19 protein-coding genes and 1 pseudogene are annotated in these 20,055 nt (G+C 71.9%); 12 read left to right on the forward strand and 8 right to left on the reverse strand.

Annotated features, from left to right (window positions below):
• Positions 1 to 217 precede the first annotated feature (217 nt).
• Together V4Y03_RS21980 and V4Y03_RS21985 are read left to right on the forward strand one after the other, a co-directional pair.
• Complete coding sequence (locus tag V4Y03_RS21980) at positions 218 to 607, forward strand: hypothetical protein (RefSeq protein WP_332436034.1); 390 nt, start codon at positions 218 to 220, stop codon at positions 605 to 607.
• Positions 608 to 622: 15 nt separating this feature from the next.
• On the forward strand, positions 623 to 1,234 hold the full coding sequence (locus V4Y03_RS21985; RefSeq protein WP_317876441.1) for an OmpA family protein: 612 nt from the start codon (positions 623 to 625) through the stop codon (positions 1,232 to 1,234).
• On the opposite strand, the gene V4Y03_RS21990 is transcribed toward V4Y03_RS21985, so the two are convergent.
• Complete coding sequence (locus tag V4Y03_RS21990) at positions 1,231 to 1,521, reverse strand: DUF559 domain-containing protein (protein ID WP_332436036.1); 291 nt, start codon at positions 1,519 to 1,521, stop codon at positions 1,231 to 1,233. The genes V4Y03_RS21985 and V4Y03_RS21990 overlap by 4 nt on opposite strands.
• A 777-nt stretch (positions 1,522 to 2,298) precedes the next feature.
• On the opposite strand from V4Y03_RS21990, the gene V4Y03_RS21995 reads away from it, so the two are divergent.
• Together V4Y03_RS21995 and V4Y03_RS22000 are read left to right on the forward strand one after the other, a co-directional pair.
• On the forward strand, positions 2,299 to 2,673 hold the full coding sequence (locus tag V4Y03_RS21995) for a hypothetical protein (RefSeq protein WP_317878819.1): 375 nt from the start codon (positions 2,299 to 2,301) through the stop codon (positions 2,671 to 2,673).
• Positions 2,674 to 2,725: 52 nt separating this feature from the next.
• Entirely contained in the window at positions 2,726 to 3,844 is a 1,119-nt protein-coding gene (locus V4Y03_RS22000) for a hypothetical protein (protein WP_332436037.1), read from the forward strand.
• Positions 3,845 to 3,929: 85 nt separating this feature from the next.
• Here the strand turns inward: V4Y03_RS22000 and V4Y03_RS22005 are convergent.
• Positions 3,930 to 4,328, reverse strand: a pseudogene (locus tag V4Y03_RS22005) (DUF192 domain-containing protein); the annotation flags it as partial.
• Positions 4,329 to 4,369: 41 nt separating this feature from the next.
• Between V4Y03_RS22005 and V4Y03_RS22010 the strand changes: the two are divergent.
• Positions 4,370 to 5,113, forward strand: a complete 744-nt coding sequence (locus V4Y03_RS22010) for an A24 family peptidase (RefSeq protein ID WP_332436039.1) — start codon at positions 4,370 to 4,372, stop codon at positions 5,111 to 5,113.
• A 25-nt stretch (positions 5,114 to 5,138) separates the two neighbouring features.
• Positions 5,139 to 6,641: a DUF2079 domain-containing protein gene (locus tag V4Y03_RS22015; RefSeq protein WP_332436040.1), complete on the forward strand. Its 1,503-nt coding sequence runs from the start codon at positions 5,139 to 5,141 to the stop codon at positions 6,639 to 6,641.
• A 428-nt stretch (positions 6,642 to 7,069) separates the two neighbouring features.
• Here the strand turns inward: V4Y03_RS22015 and mgrA are convergent, their stop codons facing one another.
• Positions 7,070 to 8,107 carry an L-glyceraldehyde 3-phosphate reductase gene (gene mgrA / locus V4Y03_RS22020; protein ID WP_317876612.1) on the reverse strand — a complete coding sequence of 346 codons (1,038 nt, stop codon included), beginning with the start codon at positions 8,105 to 8,107 and terminating at the stop codon, positions 7,070 to 7,072.
• 128 nt (positions 8,108 to 8,235) lie between these two features.
• Here mgrA and V4Y03_RS22025 point away from each other — a divergent pair, with 128 nt between their 5' ends.
• From V4Y03_RS22025 to V4Y03_RS22045, 5 genes are all read left to right on the forward strand, one after another.
• Positions 8,236 to 8,997 carry an isoprenyl transferase gene (locus V4Y03_RS22025; RefSeq protein ID WP_317876611.1) on the forward strand — a complete coding sequence of 254 codons (762 nt, stop codon included), beginning with the start codon at positions 8,236 to 8,238 and terminating at the stop codon, positions 8,995 to 8,997.
• Positions 8,998 to 9,376: 379 nt separating this feature from the next.
• Positions 9,377 to 10,702, forward strand: coding sequence for a PhoH family protein (locus V4Y03_RS22030; RefSeq protein ID WP_317876610.1), 1,326 nt, complete (start codon positions 9,377 to 9,379; stop codon positions 10,700 to 10,702).
• Between the two features lie 359 nt (positions 10,703 to 11,061).
• Entirely contained in the window at positions 11,062 to 11,781 is a 720-nt protein-coding gene (locus V4Y03_RS22035; protein WP_317876609.1) for a transglycosylase SLT domain-containing protein, read from the forward strand.
• A gap of 129 nt (positions 11,782 to 11,910) precedes the next feature.
• Entirely contained in the window at positions 11,911 to 13,416 is a 1,506-nt protein-coding gene (locus tag V4Y03_RS22040; protein ID WP_332436043.1) for an AI-2E family transporter, read from the forward strand.
• Positions 13,413 to 14,087 carry a hypothetical protein gene (locus V4Y03_RS22045; RefSeq protein ID WP_332436044.1) on the forward strand — a complete coding sequence of 225 codons (675 nt, stop codon included), beginning with the start codon at positions 13,413 to 13,415 and terminating at the stop codon, positions 14,085 to 14,087. The genes V4Y03_RS22040 and V4Y03_RS22045 overlap by 4 nt, the downstream gene beginning before the upstream one ends.
• 51 nt (positions 14,088 to 14,138) lie before the next feature.
• Here the strand turns inward: V4Y03_RS22045 and V4Y03_RS22050 are convergent, their stop codons facing one another.
• Both V4Y03_RS22050 and V4Y03_RS22055 read right to left on the reverse strand, forming a co-directional pair.
• Positions 14,139 to 14,675 (reverse strand): alkyl hydroperoxide reductase, encoded by a 537-nt coding sequence (locus V4Y03_RS22050; protein WP_056551626.1) that lies wholly within the window; start codon positions 14,673 to 14,675, stop codon positions 14,139 to 14,141.
• Between the two features lie 6 nt (positions 14,676 to 14,681).
• Complete coding sequence (locus tag V4Y03_RS22055; RefSeq protein ID WP_073809243.1) at positions 14,682 to 15,236, reverse strand: peroxiredoxin; 555 nt, start codon at positions 15,234 to 15,236, stop codon at positions 14,682 to 14,684.
• A gap of 132 nt (positions 15,237 to 15,368) precedes the next feature.
• Between V4Y03_RS22055 and V4Y03_RS22060 the strand changes: the two genes are divergently transcribed.
• Positions 15,369 to 16,343, forward strand: a complete 975-nt coding sequence (locus V4Y03_RS22060) for a hydrogen peroxide-inducible genes activator (RefSeq protein WP_332436047.1) — start codon at positions 15,369 to 15,371, stop codon at positions 16,341 to 16,343.
• A 69-nt stretch (positions 16,344 to 16,412) separates the two neighbouring features.
• Here V4Y03_RS22060 and V4Y03_RS22065 read toward each other — a convergent pair whose 3' ends face one another.
• The 3 genes from V4Y03_RS22065 to V4Y03_RS22075 are packed head-to-tail and all read right to left on the reverse strand — an operon-like array spanning position 16,413 to position 19,980.
• Entirely contained in the window at positions 16,413 to 18,779 is a 2,367-nt protein-coding gene (locus V4Y03_RS22065; RefSeq protein WP_332436049.1) for an ABC transporter permease, read from the reverse strand.
• Positions 18,776 to 19,459: an ABC transporter ATP-binding protein gene (locus V4Y03_RS22070; RefSeq protein WP_332436051.1), complete on the reverse strand. Its 684-nt coding sequence runs from the start codon at positions 19,457 to 19,459 to the stop codon at positions 18,776 to 18,778. Before V4Y03_RS22070 ends, V4Y03_RS22065 begins: the two co-directional genes overlap by 4 nt.
• Positions 19,456 to 19,980: a PadR family transcriptional regulator gene (locus V4Y03_RS22075; protein WP_332436052.1), complete on the reverse strand. Its 525-nt coding sequence runs from the start codon at positions 19,978 to 19,980 to the stop codon at positions 19,456 to 19,458. Before V4Y03_RS22075 ends, V4Y03_RS22070 begins: the two co-directional genes overlap by 4 nt.
• Positions 19,981 to 20,055: the final 75 nt, after the last annotated feature.

Consider the following 20,055-nt stretch of genomic DNA (forward strand, 5'->3'; position numbering starts at 1 on the left):
GCGACTAACAAAGGATGAGCGGTACATGAATGTGCGGGACGTAATGAATCGCCAGAAGGTAGCTGCTGTCGTCGCTGTCGCATCGGCGTCTCTCCTGGTGGCCGGCTGCGGAGCTGAGGAGAAGCCAAGGACGGACAAGCCTGCTGCTACGACCGCTGCTCCTCAGAAGACGCAAGTAGGGCAAGGACAGCCGAGCACTGAGGAGCCTGAGGCGATTGTGGCCCTCCTCAAGGGGCAGAAGGGGCTTGAGCTGGCTATCAGTTCGGCAGATCGAGACGCGGGAGGATTTCTGACCGTGAAAGGGCGTTTGCGAAATACCTCAGAGTCCGTCAGTGCCGTTCCCCCGCAGACGAGCGGTGACGAAACCGAAGTGGTCAAGCACGGAACCTCGTTGGGCGGGGCCACCCTCGTCGACGGTGTCGGCAAAAAGCGGTACTACGTGCTGCGCGACACCGACGGCCGGCCGCTTACCACCATCGGGCTCGACAGCCTCGGCCCCGGCAAGTCGACTGCCGTCTTCATGCAATTCCCCGCCCCACCCCCCTCCACCACCGACGTAAGCCTCCAGCTCCCCACCTTCGAACCCGCCACCCTCAAGCTCTCCTGAGGCGACGCCATGACGATGACGACGACTAACCGCCGCCTCGCCGCCCTTCTTCTCGTGTCCTCGCTGGGGATGCTCGTCGGGCCCGTCGCCCATGCCGACGACGCCCCCGGCCCCGCCGGCACCGCCTCCCCCGCGCCCGTCATCGACGCCCGCGCCCCCGGGCTGATGCTTCCCGACGGTGCCACCCTCGCCCCCGCCAAGGTCCTCGACATCAAGCAGATCGTCGAGGACGAGGGCGGGCAGGAGCGGCGCCAGGACACCAACGTGGACGTGACCTTCGCGCTGCAGGCCGAAGTCCTGTTCCCGAAGAACAGCGCCAAGCTGAGCCCCGCCGCCAACGCCCGTATCGCCGCCATCGCCGCGGAGATCAGCAAGATGGGTTCCGGACGCGTCCGGGTCTTCGGGTTCACCGACAACCTGGGGACCTACGAGCACGGGCTGAAGCTCTCGAAGGAGCGTGCCGTCGCCGTGCAGCAGGTCCTCTCGCGCGCCCTCGAACCGGACACGACCTTCGACATCCGCGGGTACAGCGAGGACTACCCCATCGCCGACAACGGCACGGAGGAGGGCCGGAAGAAGAACCGCCGCGTCGAGATCTCCTTCCCCCGAACCTCCTCCGCTCCCTAAGGCGCCCGCAGCGCCAGTGCCGCCCGGATCGTGTGCTTGATGCGGTCCGGGCGGCGGAACACCTCCTCCGCCGTGAAGCGCAGCACGCGGCGGATCTCCGGGCAGGACTGGAGCGCGTTGAAGCGTGCCACGTCCCGTTCGTGGGCCCGACGCGTGCCGTGGAACGCGTAGCCCTCGATCTCCACGGCCACTCCCTCCGCGCGGAACAGGAAGTCCGGGCACAGGTCCCGTCCGTCCGCCGTCCGCAGTGTCGGCTGCGCCTCGGGGCGCAGCCCGGCGTCCCCCATCCGTAGCCTCGCCACCGTCTCCGCCGGTGAGCCGGACGCCCCTCCGCCAGGCGCAGCCAGGACCGGGCGCGGGCCGCGCCCCGCCGGGGCGCCGCCAGTTCCGCCGCCAGGTCCTCGGGCCGGACGAGCGCCCCGCGCCGTACCCCGTCCACCGCCCGCCCGGCGAGCGCCGAGTCCGCGGCCACCACCGCCTCCTCCCGGCTGCCGGCCTCCCGTATCAGGTCGCCGACCGTCCGCGCCGGTGTCGTCGTCCGCAGCCCGCGCCGTAGCGACCGGTCCTCGGCCGTGAGGAAGGCCGTCGCGTGCACCCGTATCCGGTCCCCGTGCGTCGACCGCCCCGGCGCCGGGGCCGTGAACTCCAGGCGTTCGGACCCGCCGGCACCCGCACCGCCCTCCACCACCCGCAGTCTCGCGATGCGGTGCAGCCGCGCCGCCGTCCCGTGGCTGCACACCAGTTCCGGGCGCAGCAACTGCAGGGCCGTCGCCCTCACCCTCCAGTCCGTCTCTTTCCCCGGGGCCACCCACGCGCCCCGGCAGATCCGCTGCCAGCCGTCCCTGCGCAGCCGGCCGGCCAGGCGGCCCGGGGGCCAGCCCGCCGCGACCGCCCAGACCGTCAGGAGGACCCCGCCCCTGGCGAGGATCGCCAACTCGTACATACGCCCAACGATCCACGGAAGAGCGATACTTCGCACCCCCTGTGGAAAACCCGGCGAAAGGTGTCGTCAGGAAACCGCAAAAGCGGCCGGTCGCCCCGCCCCGGAGGAGCATCCTGGGTGAATGACGACGACGCCGGGCGTGGCCTCGAGTGTGCAGCTGGTCAGTGACCTCGTCACCCGGATCCCCGAGTTCCGGGACGCGTACGAGAAGCACGTCTTCCATCAGGGCGGCGTGCAGCCGCACGTGTTCTTCTGGGACGTCGTCCAGGACACGGTCCGCTCGTTCCTGGGGGAGGCCCGGGGCGCCGCCGACTGGCGCAGCACGCTCGCCTTCCTCGAGGAGCAGAGCTGCCGCGGGGTCCTGGGGATCGACGAGGTCATCGTCACCTCGTTCCTCGGTGACCTGCCCGCACCGCAGGAACCCGGGCACGCCATCGTCCACCAGCTCGGCCCAGTGATGGCCGCGAGGTTCGACCGGATAAGGCCCCTGGGGTAGGCGGAGGGGGCGCCCGGACAAGCCGGAACATCACGCCGGGATAATCGGCCCCATGCCCGCGCCCCCTCCCAGCCGCCCCAGCCGTCTCCGCAGCCCCACCGTCCTCGCTCTCGGCGGCTACGCCGCCACCCGTGTCATCGGCCTCGTCGTCCTCGCGATCACCGCCGCCGCGACCGGCAAGGACGGGCTGCACCGGCTCAACGGCCGCTGGGACTCCGTCTGGTACGTGCGCATCGCCGAGCACGGTTACGGGTACGAGGTCACCCTGCCGAACGGCGACCTCCATTCCGACCTGGCCTTCTTCCCCCTCTTCCCGGCCCTGGAGCGCGCGGTCTCCACCGTCCTGCCCCTGGACGCGGCCACCGCCGGACTGCTGCTCTCCTGGACCGCCGGGCTCGCCGCCGCCTGGGGCATGGCCAAGTGCGGCGAGCACGCCTTCGGACCCCGCGCCGGGGTCCTGCTCGCCGTCCTGTGGGGCGTGTACCCGACCGCGTTCGTCCAGTCGATGGCGTACACGGAGACCCTGTTCACCGCCCTCGCCGCCTGGTCGCTGTACGCGGTCCTGCGCGGTCGCTGGATCCTGGCCGGCGTCCTCTGCGCCGCCGCCGGGCTCACCCGGCCGACGGCCGTCGCCCTGATCGCCGCCCTCGGGATCACGGCCCTCGTCGCGCTCCTACGGGACCGGCGGCTGCCGCTGCGGACCCTCGCGGGCGTGCTGATCGCCCCGCTCGGCTGGCTCGCCTACATCGTGTACGTCGGTGTCCGCCAGGGTTCCGTGACCGGCTACTTCGACGTCCAGGCCGCCTGGGGCAACTCCATCGACGGCGGCGTCGCTCTCGCCCTGTTCATCGCGGGCCTGCCGTGGCCCGCCGCCCTCGGCCTCTGCGCGGCGCTCGCGCTGCTCGGCTGGCTGCTCGTGCTGTGCGTACGGCAGCGGCAGCCGCTGCCCGTGCTCGTGTACACGACCGGCGTCGTGCTCGTCTCGCTCGTCGGCGCCGCGTACTTCGGGTCCCGGCCGCGGCTGATGATGCCCGCGTTCGGACTGCTGCTGCCGCCGGCCGTGGCCCTCGCGCGGCTGCGGACCCGGACCGTCGTCCCGGTCCTCGGCGGGCTCGCCCTCGCGTCGGCCGTGTACGGGGCGTTCACCCTGCTCGGTTCGGGCCCTCCGTAACCCCGCGGCCCGAGCTGGAGCCCGAGCCCGTGCCCAGGCCCGTATCCGCGACTCCGTCCGTATCCGTGTCTCCGGCCGTATCCGCGTCCACGCGCACGCGTACCCCCGCCCGCAGCCCCCAGCCCGCCATCGCCCCCGCCTCCGCCTCCAGGACGTGCCGGCCGCGCGGGCGGATCATGCCGAGCCGGCCCGGTCGCATCGTGACCACCGAGAGGACCGTGAACGCGCGGTCCAGATGAGCCACGTCGATCGCGAACCGCATGCCGAAGGTGTGCACGCTGTTCGTCCGGACGATCAGCAGCGCTCCCGCGACCCCGTCCCGCCCGAGCAGCCCCCGCCGCCGCGCCCGGTACGAGGCCGCGACCTCCAACGGCACCGAGCCCTCAGCCGCCACCGAGCCCCCAGTCGGCACCGAGCCCTCAGCCCCCATCGGGCCCCCGAGCGGCACCACCAGTCTCCCCGTCCCGTCCTTCCATTTCCCCATGCGCAAGACCGTAGCGGTCCCCCGACCCTAGGGTCGGGTCCGTGGACCTCACCGTCGCCGTGATCGCCGTCGCCGCCCTGTGGGGGGCCGCCGTCGGGCTGCTCGTGCCGCGTGCCGCGTACCGGCTCTCCGTCGCGCCCGAGGAGCCGTGGCGGGACCGCTGCCCTGCCGGGCACCCGCTCGCCGGGCCCGCGCGCGGCTGGCTCGGCGGGCCCGGCCGGCGCGACTGCGCGACGACCGCCGCCCCGCTCACCGCACCCCTGCTCACCGCCCTGGCCTGCGCCGCGCTCGCCGCCGCCACCGGCGGGCCTCGGCCCGAGCTGGCGGTCTGGCTGCTCGGCGTGCCCTTCGCCGTCCTCCTGGCCTCCGTCGACGCGCGCGTGCACCGGCTTCCCGACGGGCTCACCCTGCCGCTCGCCGTCGCCGTACCGCTGCTCCTCGGCGGCGCCGGACTCCTGCCGTACGCCGCCGGTTCCTGGACCCACGCCCTGCTCGGCGCGCTCGCCCTGGGCGGCGCCTATCTGGTGCTGTTCCTGGTCAACCCGAGCGGTCTCGGCTTCGGTGACGTGAAGCTGGCGCTGCCGCTGGGCGCGGCACTCGGCTGGTACGGCTGGGGCGTCCTCTTCGCCGGGGCCTTCGCGGGCTTCCTGCTCGGCGCGGTGTACGGCCTCGGTCTGGTGCTGCTGCGGCGGGCCGGCCGCTCCTCGGCGATCCCCTTCGGGCCGTTCATGCTCGGGGGCGGGCTGCTCGGCCTGCTCCTCGGCGCGTTCACCGCCCTTCCATGAAGGGGCCTCTCTAGCATCGCCCCACATGCGGACAATTGATACCGAACTGCCCGTGGCGGCGACGGCCCGCGAGCCTTCGCCGCCCGCCCCCTGGTACCGCCGCCCCGCCCTCGTCCCCTGGGCGTGGGCCGCCGCGCTCTGCGTCCTCTACGCGACCGTCGCCGTACGCCGCCACCAGCTCCTGCGCACCACCGGCTACGACCTCGGCATCTTCGAGCAGGCCGTCCGCGCCTACGCCGGACTCCGCGCCCCCGTGGTCCCCCTGCGCGGCGAGGGCTTCAACCTGCTCGGCGACCATTTCCACCCCCTCCTCGCCGCCCTCGCCCCCTTCTACCGGCTCTGGCCCTCCCCGCTCTGTCTGCTGCTCGCCCAGTCCGCGCTGCTCGCGCTCGCCGTCGTCCCGCTCGCCCGCCGGGCCGGCCGGGTCCTCGGCCCGGCCGCCGCCCATACCGTCGCCGCCGGATACGGGCTGAGCTGGGGCATCGCCTCCGCCGCCGCCTTCGACTTCCACGAGGTGGCGCTCGCCGTCCCGCTGCTCTCCTTCTGCCTGGAGGCGCTCGCCCGGCGGCGCTGGCGGCAGGCCGTCGCCTGGGCCGCGCCGCTGCTGCTCGTCAAGGAGGACCTGGGCTTCACCCTCGCCGCCGTCGGCGCGTACATCGCCCTCAAGGGGCCCAGGAAACTCGGTCTCGCCACCGCCGCCGCCGGAGTCCTCGGCTCGCTCCTCGAGATCAAGGTCCTGCTGCCCGCCGTCAACCCGGGCGGCGGCTACGCCCACGGCGGGAACCTCGAGGACATCCACGGCTCGCTGCTCGCCACCCTCGCCCATGCCCCGCTCGACGTGCTCCGCCCCGAGGCCAAGGCGGTCACCCTGATCCTGGTCTTCGCCCCTTCGGCGCTGCTCGCGCTCCGCTCACCGCTCGCGCTGCTCGCGGTCCCCACCCTGGGCTGGCGGCTGCTCTCCGAGAACGGCTTCCACTGGGGCACGTCCTTCCACTACAGCGCGATCCTCATGCCGGTGGTCTTCGCGGGGCTCGTCGACGTCCTCGGCCGCCGGGCTCCCGACCGGCGGGAGCTGCGGGGCGTGCTCGCCAGCGTCCTCGCCGTGACCGTGGTCCTGATCCCGTCGTTCCCGCTGGCCCAGGTCGTCCAGCGGGCGACCTGGCGCACCACCCCGCACGTCGAGGCGGCCCGTGTGCTGCTCGCCCGTATCCCCGACGGCGCCACCGTGGCCGCGTCCAACCGGCTCGCCCCGCAGCTCACCGCCCGCTGCGCGGTCGTCCTCTTCCCGACGTTCCCGGTGGGCGGCGACCTGTACGGGTACAGCCCGGCGCGCATCCCGGCCCCGAAGGCCGAGTGGATCGTCCACGACGCGCGGGCGCCCGAGGCATGGCCGTATCCCTCGGGGCACTGGCCCTATCCGCTCGCCCGGCAGGAGGCCGAGCTCGCCGAGGCCGAGCGGACGTACAGCTACGAGGTCGTCGCCCGTCGTGACGGCATCACCCTGCTCCGGCGTACGCCCCGCTCCTGACGCCGGAGGACCCTGACGTTGAACGGCCCGCCCCCGACCCCGTACGACCCCCGCCTGACCTGCCGGGAAGCCGCGTCCGGCGCGCTCGGCGGCCCCCGTCCGTCAACCGGGCGCCCCGCCCCTCCGGTCCCTCGTGGGAAGGACGGAACTCCGCCGCCGCGCCGGGGCGCAAACCCGCCACGAGGGCCCACAGCCCTTGTCCCGTACGGGATCCGGGGCATTCCACGGGCTTCGTTCGGCGTACGTGGCGCGCAACACGACTATCGAAGGGTTATGGTGGAAACCCCCCCTCGGGCCGGTCCGTATCCCCCCCCCACGGACCGGCCCGTTTTTCTTGCCCCGGCGGCTCCGGGGGAGCCGGCCCGGGACCTCCGGAGGCCTCGGGCCCGGCAGGTCCAGGGGGCTCGGCCCGGGTCCGCCCAGCGGACTCAGCCCCGGCCGGCCCAGATGTTCGCGCCCCGGGTGTCCACCGCGAACGAGTCGATCTCCGCCAGCTCCTCCCCGGTCAGCGGCGCGCCCGCCAGCGCGGCCACGTTCTCCTCCAGCTGGGCGACGCTGGACGCGCCGATCAGCGCCGAGGTCATCCGCGCGTCGCGCAGCACCCACGACAGCGCCAGCTGCGCCAGCGACTGCCCGCGCCGCTCCGCGATGTCCGCGAGGCCGCGCAGGCGCCGCAGCACCTCGTCGGAGAGCAGGTTCGGGTCGAGGGACTTGCCCTGGGTGGCCCGCGAGCCCTCCGGGATGCCCTTCAGGTACTTGTTGGTGAGCAGCCCCTGCGCCAGCGGCACGAAGGAGATGCAGCCCATGCCGGCCGCCTCCAGGGTGTCGAGCAGGCCGTCCTCCTCGGTCCACCGGTTGATCATGGAGTACGAGGGCTGGTGGATCAGCGCGGGGACGCCCATCTCACGCAGGATGCTCGCGGCCTCGGCGGTCTGCTCGCTGTTGTACGAGGAGACGCCGACGTACAGCGCCTTGCCCTGCTGGACGGCGGAGGCCAGGGCCCCCATCGTCTCCTCCAGCGGGGTGTCCGGGTCGAAGCGGTGCGAGTAGAAGATGTCGACGTGGTCGAGGCCCATCCGGTTCAGGGAGGCGTCGAGCGAGGACAGCAGGTACTTGCGGGAGCCCCACTCGCCGTACGGGCCGGGGTGCATCTCGTAGCCGGCCTTGGTGGAGATGATCAGCTCGTCGCGGTACGGCGCGAAGTCCTGGGCGAAGAGCTTGCCGAAGTTCAGCTCGGCGGAGCCGGGCGGCGGCCCGTAGTTGTTCGCCAGGTCGAAGTGGGTGACGCCGAGGTCGAAGGCGCGGCGGAGGATCGCGCGCTGGGTGTCGAGCGCGCGGTCGTCGCCGAAGTTGTGCCAGAGGCCGAGGGAGATCGCGGGGAGCTTGAGGCCGCTGCGGCCCGAGCGGCGGTACTCCATGGCGTCATAGCGGTCCGCGGCGGCGCGGTACAGGGGGGAATCAGTCACGTATCTCTGCTTATCACGGACTTGTGACAGTCCCGGGCTGGGAGCCTGTCGCCCGTGCGCAGTAGTGTGGCGGCTTGCGGACCGCCGATGCCTGGCGGACCCGCCGCTGCACGGAGGGGTAAAGAACGGTGAACCTGCGCGACCTGGTGTACGGGCTCTACGCACGCCGGGTGGAAGGCCGCCTCGACCATGCCCAGGTGCCCAAGCACATCGGGGTCATCCTCGACGGGAACCGCCGCTGGGCCAAGGCGTCCGGCGGGACCCCCGAGCAGGGACACAAGGCCGGCGCGGACAAGATCCAGGAGCTGCTCGGCTGGTGCGCCGAGACCGACGTCGAGGTCGTCACGCTCTGGATGCTCTCCACGGACAACCTGAACCGGCCCGAGGAGCAGCTCGTCCCGCTGCTCGGCATTATCGAGAACGCCGTCCGCTCGCTCGCCGCCGACGGCCGCTGGCGGGTGAACCACGTCGGCACGATGGACCTGCTGCCCGCGCGGACGCAGTCCGTCCTGAAGGAGGCCGAGCAGGCCACTCACGCCAACACGGGAATACTCGTGAACGTGGCGGTGGGGTACGGCGGCCGGCAGGAGATCGCGGACGCGGTCCGCTCGCTGCTCCTGGAGCACTCGGAGCGCGGGACGAGCTTCGAGGAGCTCGCGGAGATCGTCGACGTCGAGCACATCTCGGAACACCTGTACACGCGCGGCCAGCCCGACCCGGACCTGGTGATCCGCACCAGCGGCGAGCAGCGGTTGTCCGGATTCATGCTGTGGCAGAGCGCCCATTCCGAGTACTACTTCTGCGAAGTGCACTGGCCGGCCTTCCGCAAGGTCGACTTCCTGCGGGCGCTGCGCGACTACGCCGCCCGGCACCGGCGCTACGGAAACTGACCCCGGAGCACCCCCTCCCGGACCCCTGACGGACCCCTCCCGGGCATCCCCCGGGCACTTCGGGGCCCCTCCCGGACCTTTCCCGGCCCACTCCCGGGATCCGGTCGGAACCGATCATCTCGTGTTCACGAACACGTCGTCATATGCCCTGGCATGGCCGACCCCGTTCGAGGGCATATCCCTGGTGAAGTGAGCGGCACGGAGACCGCCACCCGGGAGGCCCCTTGCACCAGGACGACCGTGCGGGACACGTACGGGAGAAGCGGAGGGCCGTGGTTCGGCCCGCGCACGGCGGCCCGCACCCGGTCCCATTCCGCAGCGACACCGGTTCCGTCGCACCCCGACCTCACAGGGGTCTTCCGAGGGGGTCTGTCCTTCCGTGGTGACCAGCACGAAGCGCCGCCTTTCCGACCGGCGCACCTATGTTCTCGACACCAGCGTCCTGCTGGCCGACCCCAACGCCATGTCACGGTTCGAGGAGCACGAGGTCGTGCTCCCGATCGTGGTCGTGACGGAGCTGGAGGCCAAGCGGCACCATCCGGAGCTCGGCTACTTCGCCCGGCAGGCCCTGCGCCTCCTGGACGACTTCCGGGTCCGGTACGGGCGCCTGGACGCCCCGCTCCCCATCGGGGAGCTGGGCGGCACCCTGCGTGTCGAACTCAACCATTCCGACCCCGGCGTCCTGCCCGCCGGCTACAGGTTGGGGGACAACGACTCACGGATCCTCGCGGTCGCGCGGAACCTCCAGGCCGAGGGGTACGACGTCACGGTCGTCTCCAAGGACCTGCCGCTGCGCATCAAGGCCTCCTCGGTCGGTCTCCTCGCCGAGGAGTACCGGGCCGAGCTGGCCATCACGGACGCCAACGGCTGGACCGGGATGACCGACCTGGCGCTCTCCGGGGAGCAGGTGGACCTGCTCTTCGACCAGGAGTCGCTGTATGTGCCGGAGGCGGCCGGGCTGCCGGTCCACACCGGCCTGGTGCTCCAGTCCGAGCGCGGCAAGGCGCTCGGCCGGGTCACCGCCGAGGGGAACGTACGGCTGGTCCGCGGCGACCGGGAGGCCTTCGGGCTCCGCGGCCGCAGCGCCGAGCAGCGGATCGCGCTCGATCTGCTCCTCGACCCGGACGTCGGCATCATCTCGATGGGCGGCCGGGCCGGCACCGGCAAGTCCGCGCTGGCGCTCTGCGCGGGCCTGGAGGCGGTCCTGGAGCGCCGCCAGCACCAGAAGGTGATGGTCTTCCGTCCGCTGTACGCGGTCGGCGGCCAGGAGCTCGGGTACCTGCCGGGCAGCGAGTCCGAGAAGATGAGCCCGTGGGCACAGGCGGTCTTCGACACGCTGTCCTCGGTGGCGAGCCGTGAGGTGATCGAGGAGGTGCTCGGCCGCGGGATGCTGGAGGTCCTGCCGCTGACCCACATCCGCGGGCGTTCGCTGCACGACGCGTTCGTCATCGTGGACGAGGCCCAGTCCCTGGAGCGGAACGTCCTGTTGACCGTTCTGTCCCGTATCGGGGCGAATTCGCGGGTCGTCCTGACCCATGACGTCGCCCAGCGGGACAACCTCCGGGTCGGCCGGTACGACGGAGTCGTCGCCGTGGTCGAGAAACTGAAGGGGCATCCGCTCTTCGCGCACGTCACGCTCACCCGTTCCGAACGCTCCCAGATCGCCGCGCTCGTGACGGAGATGCTGGAGGACGGTCAGATCTGACCGTTTCGTACCCTTCTGTACGCGTACGGAAGTTGGCGCCGCCCGGCGAAGCCGATGAGCTTAGCCGGGCGGCGTCGCGCTGTCCGCCGTATCTTCCAAAACACCTGCCCCTGCCGGGGTGTGAGCTTTCACACGCAGGATGGAATTGCCTTGCGGTGTGGCGGTCCGGCAAAGTCTTGCTTCCGTCAGGCCCCGCATACGGCACCCGTGCACCTTCAGGTCGCACCAGCACCACACAACTCAACAACCGTCCGCCGTATGCCGCCCACAGCACCACGGGCCAGTGTCTCCTGTGACCTCTTATGTCGGAGACCAGCGCCAGGGGCACGATTTCGCCCGCGTGGTCACCTGTGCGGGCGATGCTGGAAGGAAACCGTGTGAGCCGGATCTCGGTCCGGGGATTCGCGGTGGCTTCGGCCACTGCGGTCACCACCGTCGGCGCCGTCGTGGGCGTTGCGTCGGGTAACGCCGTTCAGCCCTCGGACGACAACTTCGAGGCCACCGCGGCCGACACCACGCTGCTCGCGGACATTCCCGCGGGCGAGCAGGCCCAGGTACAGGTCTCGTCCCTCGCGGAGCAGGCCGATGTCCAGGCCGCCGCCGCGGACACCGCCGCGAAGAAGTCCGCCGAGGAATCGGCCCGTCTTCGCGCGGCGAAGGACGCCGAGGCGAAGAAGGAGGCGGCCGACAAGGCGGCCAAGGCCGAGAAGGAGCGCAAGGAGGCCGAGGAGCGCGCGAGCCGCGACTCCGTCCGCGACGCCTCGTCCTTCTCCGCGCAGGGCTCCTACACGGTCGCCGAAGTCAAGGCGATCGCCCGCCAGATGGTCCCGGCCTCGCAGTTCCAGTGCTTCAGCAACATCGTGAACCACGAGTCGACCTGGAACTACCTCGCGGTCAACCGGTCCTCGGGCGCCTACGGACTCGTGCAGGCCCTCCCGGGCAGCAAGATGTCGACGGCGGGCGCCGACTGGCAGACCAACCCGGCCACCCAGATCAAGTGGGGCCTCAACTACATGGACTCCAAGTACGGCAGCCCCTGCGGCGCCTGGACGTTCTGGCAGGCCAACCGCTGGTACTAGTACCGGCCGCGCTCAACCTTCGGAAGCCCCTCGCCGTCCTACGGTGAGGGGCTTCTTGCGTGTATTTTCGGAGTTCCACGGCCTCGGGGGAGCCGTCGGAACGGAGTCGGCGGGGGGATGAGGAAAGAGATGTCGAGAGTGCCAGGGTGGCTGGGACGGCTGGGCGAGAGCCTGAGCCGCATGGGCGAACGACTCGACGAGCGCCGGGCCGAGGCGGAACGGGACGACCCGCTCGGCCCGCCGTATCCGGCCCCGTCGTACGACACCCCGTACGACACCTCCTCGCCCGGGGACGGCCGCGACCGTCCCCGGAACGGCCGTACGCGACCGGTCGACGGAACCGTCCGCGGCACGGCCGCCGCCGGCCCCGACACGGACCCGGACACCGCCGCCCCCCTCCCGGAGGCGACGGCCGTCGCGACCGCCGAGTCGGGCCGCTCCGTCCCCGCGCCCCCCTCCTACGCGCCGGCGGTCGCCGCCCGGCCCGACCCCGTCGCCGCCATTCCCTGGGGCATGCGGGTGGCCGCGGAGGCGAGCTGGCGCCTCCTCGTCTTCGCCGGCACGGTCTGGGTGCTGATGAAGGTGATCAGCTCCGTGCAGCTGGTCGTCCTCGCCTTCGTCGCCGCCCTCCTCGTCACCGCCCTGCTCCAGCCCACCGTGGCGATGCTGCGGAGGAAGGGCCTGCCGCGCGGGCTCGCCACCGCCATCACCGCCGTCTCCGGCTTCGTCGTGATGGGGCTGGTCGGCTGGTTCGTGGTCTGGCAGGTGATGGACAACATCGACAACCTGACCGACCAGGTCAGGGACGGCATCGAGGAGCTCAAGCGCTGGCTCCTCGACAGCCCGTTCCATGTGACCGAGCGCCAGATCAACGACATCGCCAAGAACCTCAGCGACTCGATCGGCTCCAACGCCGAGCAGATCACCTCCGCCGGACTCCAGGGCGTGACCGTGCTCGTCGAGGCGATGACCGGCATGCTGCTCGCGATGTTCTCGACCCTCTTCCTGCTGTACGACGGGAAGAAGGTCTGGGAGTGGACGCTCAAGCTGGTGCCCGCCCAGGCCCGGCCGGGCGTGGCCGGAGCGGGGCCGCGCGCCTGGCGCACCCTCACCGCCTATGTGCGCGGCACGGTGCTCGTGGCCCTCATCGACGCCGTGTTCATCGGTCTCGGGCTCTGGTTCCTCGATGTGCCGATGGCCGTGCCGCTCGCCGTCTTCATCTTCCTCTTCGCCTTCATCCCGCTGGTCGGCGCCGTCGTCTCCGGCGCCCTCGCGGTGGTCGTCGCCCTGGTCACCAACGGGCCGTTCACGGCCCTGATGGTGGTCGTCGTGGTCCTCGCCGTGCAGCAGATCGAGGGGCATGTGCTCCAGCCGTTCATCCTCGGCCGCGCGGTACGGGTCCATCCGCTGGCCGTCGTCCTCGCGGTCGCGGCCGGCGGTCTGACCGCAGGCATCGGGGGCGCCGTGGTCGCGGTCCCGTTGGTCGCCGTCGCCAACACGGTGGTCGGCTATCTGCGCGCGTACAGCACGGAACAGGCGCTGCGCGGCACGCCGGAGCCGCGCGGGGCGACCGCGTTCGAGGTGGCGCCGACGCCCGCCCCGGGCATGCTCGCCGCCAAGGGGGAGACCGAGTGATCTCGGAGCCGGAGCTCGACGGGGGGACCGGTTTCGAGGTCTACGAGGTGGTGGCGGAGGAGCGCCCGCCCCGCCCGCCCCGCGCCCGCCCCCCGTGGCTGTGGGCGCTCGGCGGAGCGGTGCTGGCCTCGGCGGTCTGGGGCGGCGGGCTCTACGCGTACGGGCAGCGGACGGAGCCGGGGCCGGACATGCGGGGGTACCGGCAGGTGGAGAGCCTCTGCGGTACGGCGAAGCTGAAGGCGCTCTCCGGCATCCTGGGCGAGCGGAGCGAGGACGGTGTCGGCCCCGAGATGGACGACCCGGCCGTGCACCGGTCGTCCTGCTCGATGACCTTCGGGTCCCCGGACAACGGATACAGCCTGACCGTCATGTACACGCTGCACAAGGTGACCGATCCGGGCCCGGAGTTCGCGGCGCGGGCGAAGTACATGGACCTCACCAAGGCGATCGACGGCATCGGGGAACAGGCCTTCTTCGAGGATCGCGACGGAGACGGCGGGGAGTTCAGCGTGCTCGACGGCCAGATCGAGATCTCCATGTCCCTGTACCGGCAGTACAACAATGATCCGGACGGGTCGCTGATCGAACCCAAGGCGCCGGTCGACCTCTCCGGGATCGAGGTCCCGATGTCCCAGGACGTGCTGAGCCTGATGGACGCGCTCAGGAAATGACGGAAGGGCCCCGGGGCTCGAAGCCCCGGGGCCCTTCTCGTACGGCTCCGCCTACTCGGCGGCGAGCACCGCTTCGGCGTCGAGCGTGACGCCGACCGCCTGGATCACCGCGGCGATCTTCACGGCCTCCTGGATCGTGGCACGGTCGACACCGGCCTGGCGCAGGACCTGCTCGTGCGAGTCCAGGCACTGGCCGCAGCCGTTGATCGCGGAGACGGCCAGCGACCACAGCTCGAAGTCGACCTTCTCGACGCCCGGGTTGCCGATGACGTTCATCCGCAGACCGGCGCGCAGCGTCCCGTACTCGGGGTCCGACAGCAGGTGCCGGGTCCGGTAGAAGACGTTGTTCATCGCCATGATCGCGGCGGCGGACTTGGCCGCCTGGTACGCCTCGGGCTTCAGGTTCGCCTGGGCCTCGGGCTCCAGCTCCCGGAGGACCTTCGGCGAGCGCGAGGCGATCGCGCAGGCCAGGACGGTGCCCCAGAGCTGCTGCTGCGGCAGCTCGCTGTTGCCGATGACCGAACCGAGGTTCAGCTTCAGGTCCTTGGCGAAGTCCGGTATGGCGGACTTGAGTTCGTCGAGCGCCATGTCAGATCACTCGCCCGACAGGAGGGCGGCGGCGTCGAGGGTGCCCTCGCCCTTGTTCCAGTTGCACGGGCACAGCTCGTCGGTCTGCAGGGCGTCGAGGACCCGCAGGACCTCCTTGGGGTTACGGCCGACGGAGCCGGCGGTCACCATGGTGAACTGGATCTCGTTGTTCGGGTCCACGATGAAGACGGCACGCTGGGCGAAGCCGTCCTCGCCCCGGACGCCGCAGTCGCTCATGAGCTCGTGCTTCGAGTCGGCGAGCATCGGGAAGGGCAGGTCACGCAGGTCGGCGTGGTCCTTGCGCCAGGCGTGGTGCACGAACTCGGAGTCGCCGGAGACGCCGAGGATCTGGGCGTCGCGGTCCGCGAACTCGTCGTTCAGCTTGCCGAACGCGGCGATCTCGGTGGGGCAGACGAAGGTGAAGTCCTTCGGCCAGAAGAACACCACGCGCCACTTGCCCTCGTAGGCCTTGTGGTCGATCTGCTCGAACTCCTTGCCGCTCTCCAGCGACACGCAGGCGGTCAGGTCGTAGGCGGGGAACTTGTCACCGACAGTGAGCACGCGCTCTCCTTGCAGGCAGGAAGGGTCCCTTTTGGGGTCTTCCGTGGGGGTTGGACGACTCACAGCATGGCACGGAGTGCATTGATCAGTGAAATAGCTAGAGTGGTTCGTGTTGATCGAAGGTGGTTATCAGTGGCATCCCCGTACAGCCCCCCGCACAGCCCGTACCGAGGCAAACAGCCGAGCCTCTCCCAGCTCAGGGCCTTCGCCGCGGTCGCCGAGCATCTGCACTTCCGCGACGCGGCGGCGGTCATCGGCATGAGCCAGCCCGCGCTCTCGGGCGCGGTTTCGGCACTCGAAGAGGCACTCGGTGTCCAGCTCCTTGAGCGTACGACCCGGAAAGTGCTGCTCTCACCCGCGGGGGAGCGGCTCGCGACGCGCACGCGGGTGGTCCTCGATGCCGTCGCGGAGCTGATGGAGGAGGCGGAGGCCGCCCAGGCGCCCTTCACCGGGGTGCTGCGACTCGGGGTGATCCCGACGGTCGCGCCCTATCTGCTGCCGACCGTCCTGCGCCTGGTCCACCAGCGCTACCCGGACCTCGACCTCCAGGTCCACGAGGAGCAGACCTCCTCGCTCCTGGAGGGGCTGACCGCCGGGCGGCTCGACCTGCTGCTGCTCGCCGTACCGCTGGGCGTGCCCGGCGTCACCGAACTCCCGCTCTTCGACGAGGACTTCGTCCTGGTCACCCCGCAGGGGCATCCGCTCGCGGGCCGTGACGACATCCCCCGCGAGGCCCTCAGGGAGCTGCGGCTGCTCCTCCTCGACGAGGGGCACTGCCTGCGCGACCAGGCCCTCGACATCTGCCGGGAGGCGGGGCGCGGCGACGGCGCGGAGGTCACCACCACCGCCGCCGGGCTCGCCACCCTGGTCCAGCTGGTGGCCGGCGGGCTCGGGGTGACCCTGCTGCCGCGCACCGCCGTGACGGTCGAGACGGCCCGGAACCACGCCCTGTGGACGGGGCTCTTCGCCGATCCGGCGCCCTCGCGGCGGATCGCCCTCGCGATGCGGGCGGGGGCGGCCCGGCACGCCGAGTTCGAGGAGCTGGCGGAGGAGCTGCGGGGGGCGATGCGGGGGCTGCCGGTACGCGTGGTGGGCGGCGGTTCCTGAAACCCCCCGGTGTCAGGAACCGCCGCCCACCCCGCCGTTCGCGGACCTCTCGTACATCCGCCCGGAGGGTTACTCCGTGCGCAGCCCGTCCGCGCGCATCAGGCGCCACAGGACCGGCATGCTCAGCAGCGTCACGGCCGCGATCAGCCCGAGGCCGATCCCGACGACGGGCAGGAACACCCACCAGTCCTGGACCTGCTGCCCGCCCGCCTTCAGCAGGACGATCCCGAGGCCCATCCCGCCCGCCACGGCGAGGACGAGACCGACGGCGATCGGCACCGCCGTCTGCCACAGCACCGACCAGCCGAGGGTGGAGCGCCGGGTGCCGAAGGCGATGAGCGAGGAGAGCAGCCGCTTGCGGTCCCTGAGCTGCTCCAGGGTCGTGACCAGCAGTGAGGCCGCGACGAGCAGCATCGTCAGGGTGGAGCCGACCAGGATGCCGGTGCGGACGCTGGAGAACGCCGCGTCGCGCTCGGTGTCCTTCACGGTGCGCACCCAGGCCGTCGGGTCGATGGCCGCCGCCGTGTTCCACGCGTGGTCGGAGGCGTCGGGCACCGTAGGGTCGAGCCGGATCATGACCTGCGCGTCGGGCTCTTCGAGCCGGGCGGCGTCGATCGCCTTCGGGGTGGCGAGGACACCGTACTGGTACATGCCCGTCGGGTCCGGGCGGGAGTCCACGACCTCGGCGTCGGCGGGGACCTGCCACTTCGGCAGCGGGGTGCCCGCCGGGCGCTGCGGGGTGCCCGGGTGCGGGTCGCGCAGGGCGACCGTGACGCCGGGCCGCGCGGTCCTGGTGACGAAGGAGTCGTCCGGGTTGCCCTGCTTGCCGTGCGAGAGGAACACGAAGACGTCGCCGTCCGTGCAGGAGGGCAGCGTGGCGAACTCCCTGAGCGAGGCGCAGTCGCCGACCCTGAGCGCGACGGCGGGGGCGAACTCCTCGCCGTTCTTCAGCGGGCCGGGCCGGTACACCCGTGACTCGATGACACCGACCGCGCCGGCGACCCCCTTGGTCCGCTCGAAGCGGTCGAACATCCCCCGGGCCTCGGCGGCGGTCGCCGCGTCGGCGCCGAACATGATCTGGGCGCGGGTCGAGTCCTCGCCGGTGGCCATCGTGAAGTCGTTCTCCATCGCCTGGAAGAGCATCTGGAGCGCGATCGCACCGGTCGCCGCGACGACGATGCCGCTGACCGCGCGGGCCGCCGTACCGCTGCTCAGCTGGAGCCTGCGGACGGCGAGCTGCCAGGCCACCGGACCGGCGTGCAGCCGCTTCACCCCGGCCTCGACGAGCCACGGCAGGAGCGTGGTGAGGCCGATCAGGGCCAGCGCGGTCCCGGCGGCGACGGTCACGGTGTCGATGCTGGTGTCGGCCACGTGGACTTCGCCGATGAGCGGGACGAGCAGGGCGACGCCCGCCGCGAGGAGCAGCAGCCGCCACCACAGCCGCCGGCGGCGCGGCAGCGAGGTCCGGACGACTCCGAGCGGCTCGATCGCCACCCCGCGCAGCGCGAAGAGGGTGACCACGACCGAGGAGACCGGGACCGAGAGGAGGGCGAGCGCGGCGAGCGGGGCCATCGGCACGACGTCGGAGGGGAAGGCGTTGACGTCCCAGATCGTGAAGGCGCCGGCGAACTGCCGGGCCACCGCGAAGAGTCCGAGGCCCACGAGGAGGCCGAGCAGCGCGCCCGCGAGGGATTCGCCGGCCGCGATCCGCCGGGTCATGGCGGTGTCGGCGCCGACCAGCCGGAGCGCGGCGAGCCGCCGGTCGCGCTGCTCGCCGCCGAAGCGGACGGCGGTCGCGATGAAGACGAGCACGGGGAGGAGCAGGACGACGCAGGCGACGACGACGAGGAGGATGAGGAAGGCGTTCATCGGTTCCTCGGGCACCGACCAGCCGTAGCGGACGCCGCGTCCGTCGAAGTTGCTGTCGTCGAGGAAGCCGACATGGGCGACGTACCGGAGGTCGGCCGGGCCGATGAGTCCGTCCTGCCCGATCGTCCCGGTCACCTCGTAGGGGAGCCGCTCCTTGAGAAGGGCGCCCTCGGGGGAGTCGAGCAGGTCGCGGAGCGCGGGGGACACCAGCATCTCGCCGAGCCCGGGGAACGCGGTGGCACCCGGCGGGACCGGGGGCGCGTCGCCCTCGGGGCGCAGCAGCAGACCGGAGACGACCTCGTCGCGGTAGACGGTGTTCCGGGTGAGGTGGAGAAAGGAGTCGGGCCGGGGGGAGGTGACCTGTTCGCTGCCGTCGACGGCGCGGACCGACTCCCTCACCTCCCGCTGGAAGAGCATGTTCGGGAAGGAGGCGGCGAGCAGCAGCAGGGCCACGCCGAAGCCGACGCCGGTCGCGGTGAGCAGGGTGCGGAGCAGGCCGGAGCGGCCTCCGGTGACCGCGAACCGGGCGCCGAGCCCCAGGTCGCGGGCCCAGGTGCGGAGCGTCATGCCGCCCACTCCGCGTCCCGGACGGACCCGTCCCGTACGACGATCTCGCGGTCGGAGTAGGCGGCGACCCGGGCCTCGTGGGTGACGAGGACGACGGCGGCGCCGGTGTCCCGGGAGGCGTCGGTGAGCAGCCGCATGACCCGCTCGCCGTTGAGGGAGTCGAGGGCGCCGGTCGGTTCGTCGGCGAAGATCACCCGCGGGGCGGTGACGAGGGCGCGGGCGACGGCGACGCGCTGGCCCTGGCCGCCGGATATCTCGCCGGGCCGCTTGCCCGCGGTGTCGTCGACCTCGAGGCGGGCCAGCCACTCGACGGCCCTGGCCTCGGCGGCCTTCCGCTTCTCGCCGTTGAGGCGGAGCGGCAGGGCGACGTTCTCGACGCAGGTCAGCTCGGGGACGAGCTGGCCGAACTGGAAGACGAAGCCGAAGTCGGTACGGCGAAGGGAGCTGCGGGCGCTGTCGGAGAGCGCGGTGAGCTCGCGTCCGTCGTAGGTGATGGTGCCGGCGTCGGGGCGCACGATTCCGGCCAGGCAGTGCAGCAGGGTCGACTTGCCGGAGCCGGAGGGGCCCATGACGGCGACGACCTCGCCGGCCCGGAGGGCGAAGGAGGCGCCCGCGAGCGCCGGGGTGGGGCCGTAGGCCTTGTCGAGGCCGGTGGCGGTGAGCAGCGGGGTGCCCGTCATCGGAGGACCTCCTCGGCGAGCCGGTCGAGACGCGCGGCGGTCAGTTCCAGCCAGCGCAGATCCGCTTCCAGGTGGAAGAGGGCGTGGTCGCAGATGAGCTGGTCGGCGAGGTCGCCGTCCTTCTTGCGCCGGGTGAGTTCGCGCATCAGACGCAGGTGCTCGGTGCGCTGGGTGTCCAGGAGTTCGGCGGCGCCGCGCCCGGTGAGCAGGGCGAGGACGACCTTGGTGTAGAGCGTGGAGTGGAGGTACGGCTCCGGCTTCTCGGGGGTGGCGAGCCACTGGGCGACGTCGGTGATGCCGGCGTCGGTGATGGCGTACCGCTTCCGCTCCGGGCCGCCGCCCGCCTCGATGCCGTCGACGACGACGAGGCCGTTCCTCAGGAGCCGGGACATGGTCGAGTAGACCTGGCCGTAGTGCAGCGGCCGGTCGTGGCCGAACTTCTCGTCGAAGGCGCGCTTGAGGTCGTAGCCGTGGCGCGGGCCGGACTCCAGGAGTCCGAGCAGGGTGTGACCGATGGACATGCGCGTCACTGTACACGGTGTGTATACGCACGATGTATAGCCGGGACGGAAGGGCGGTCATCAAGCGGAACCGTT

The sequence above is a fragment of the Streptomyces sp. P9-A4 genome (assembly GCF_036634195.1).
Classification (GTDB): domain Bacteria; phylum Actinomycetota; class Actinomycetes; order Streptomycetales; family Streptomycetaceae; genus Streptomyces.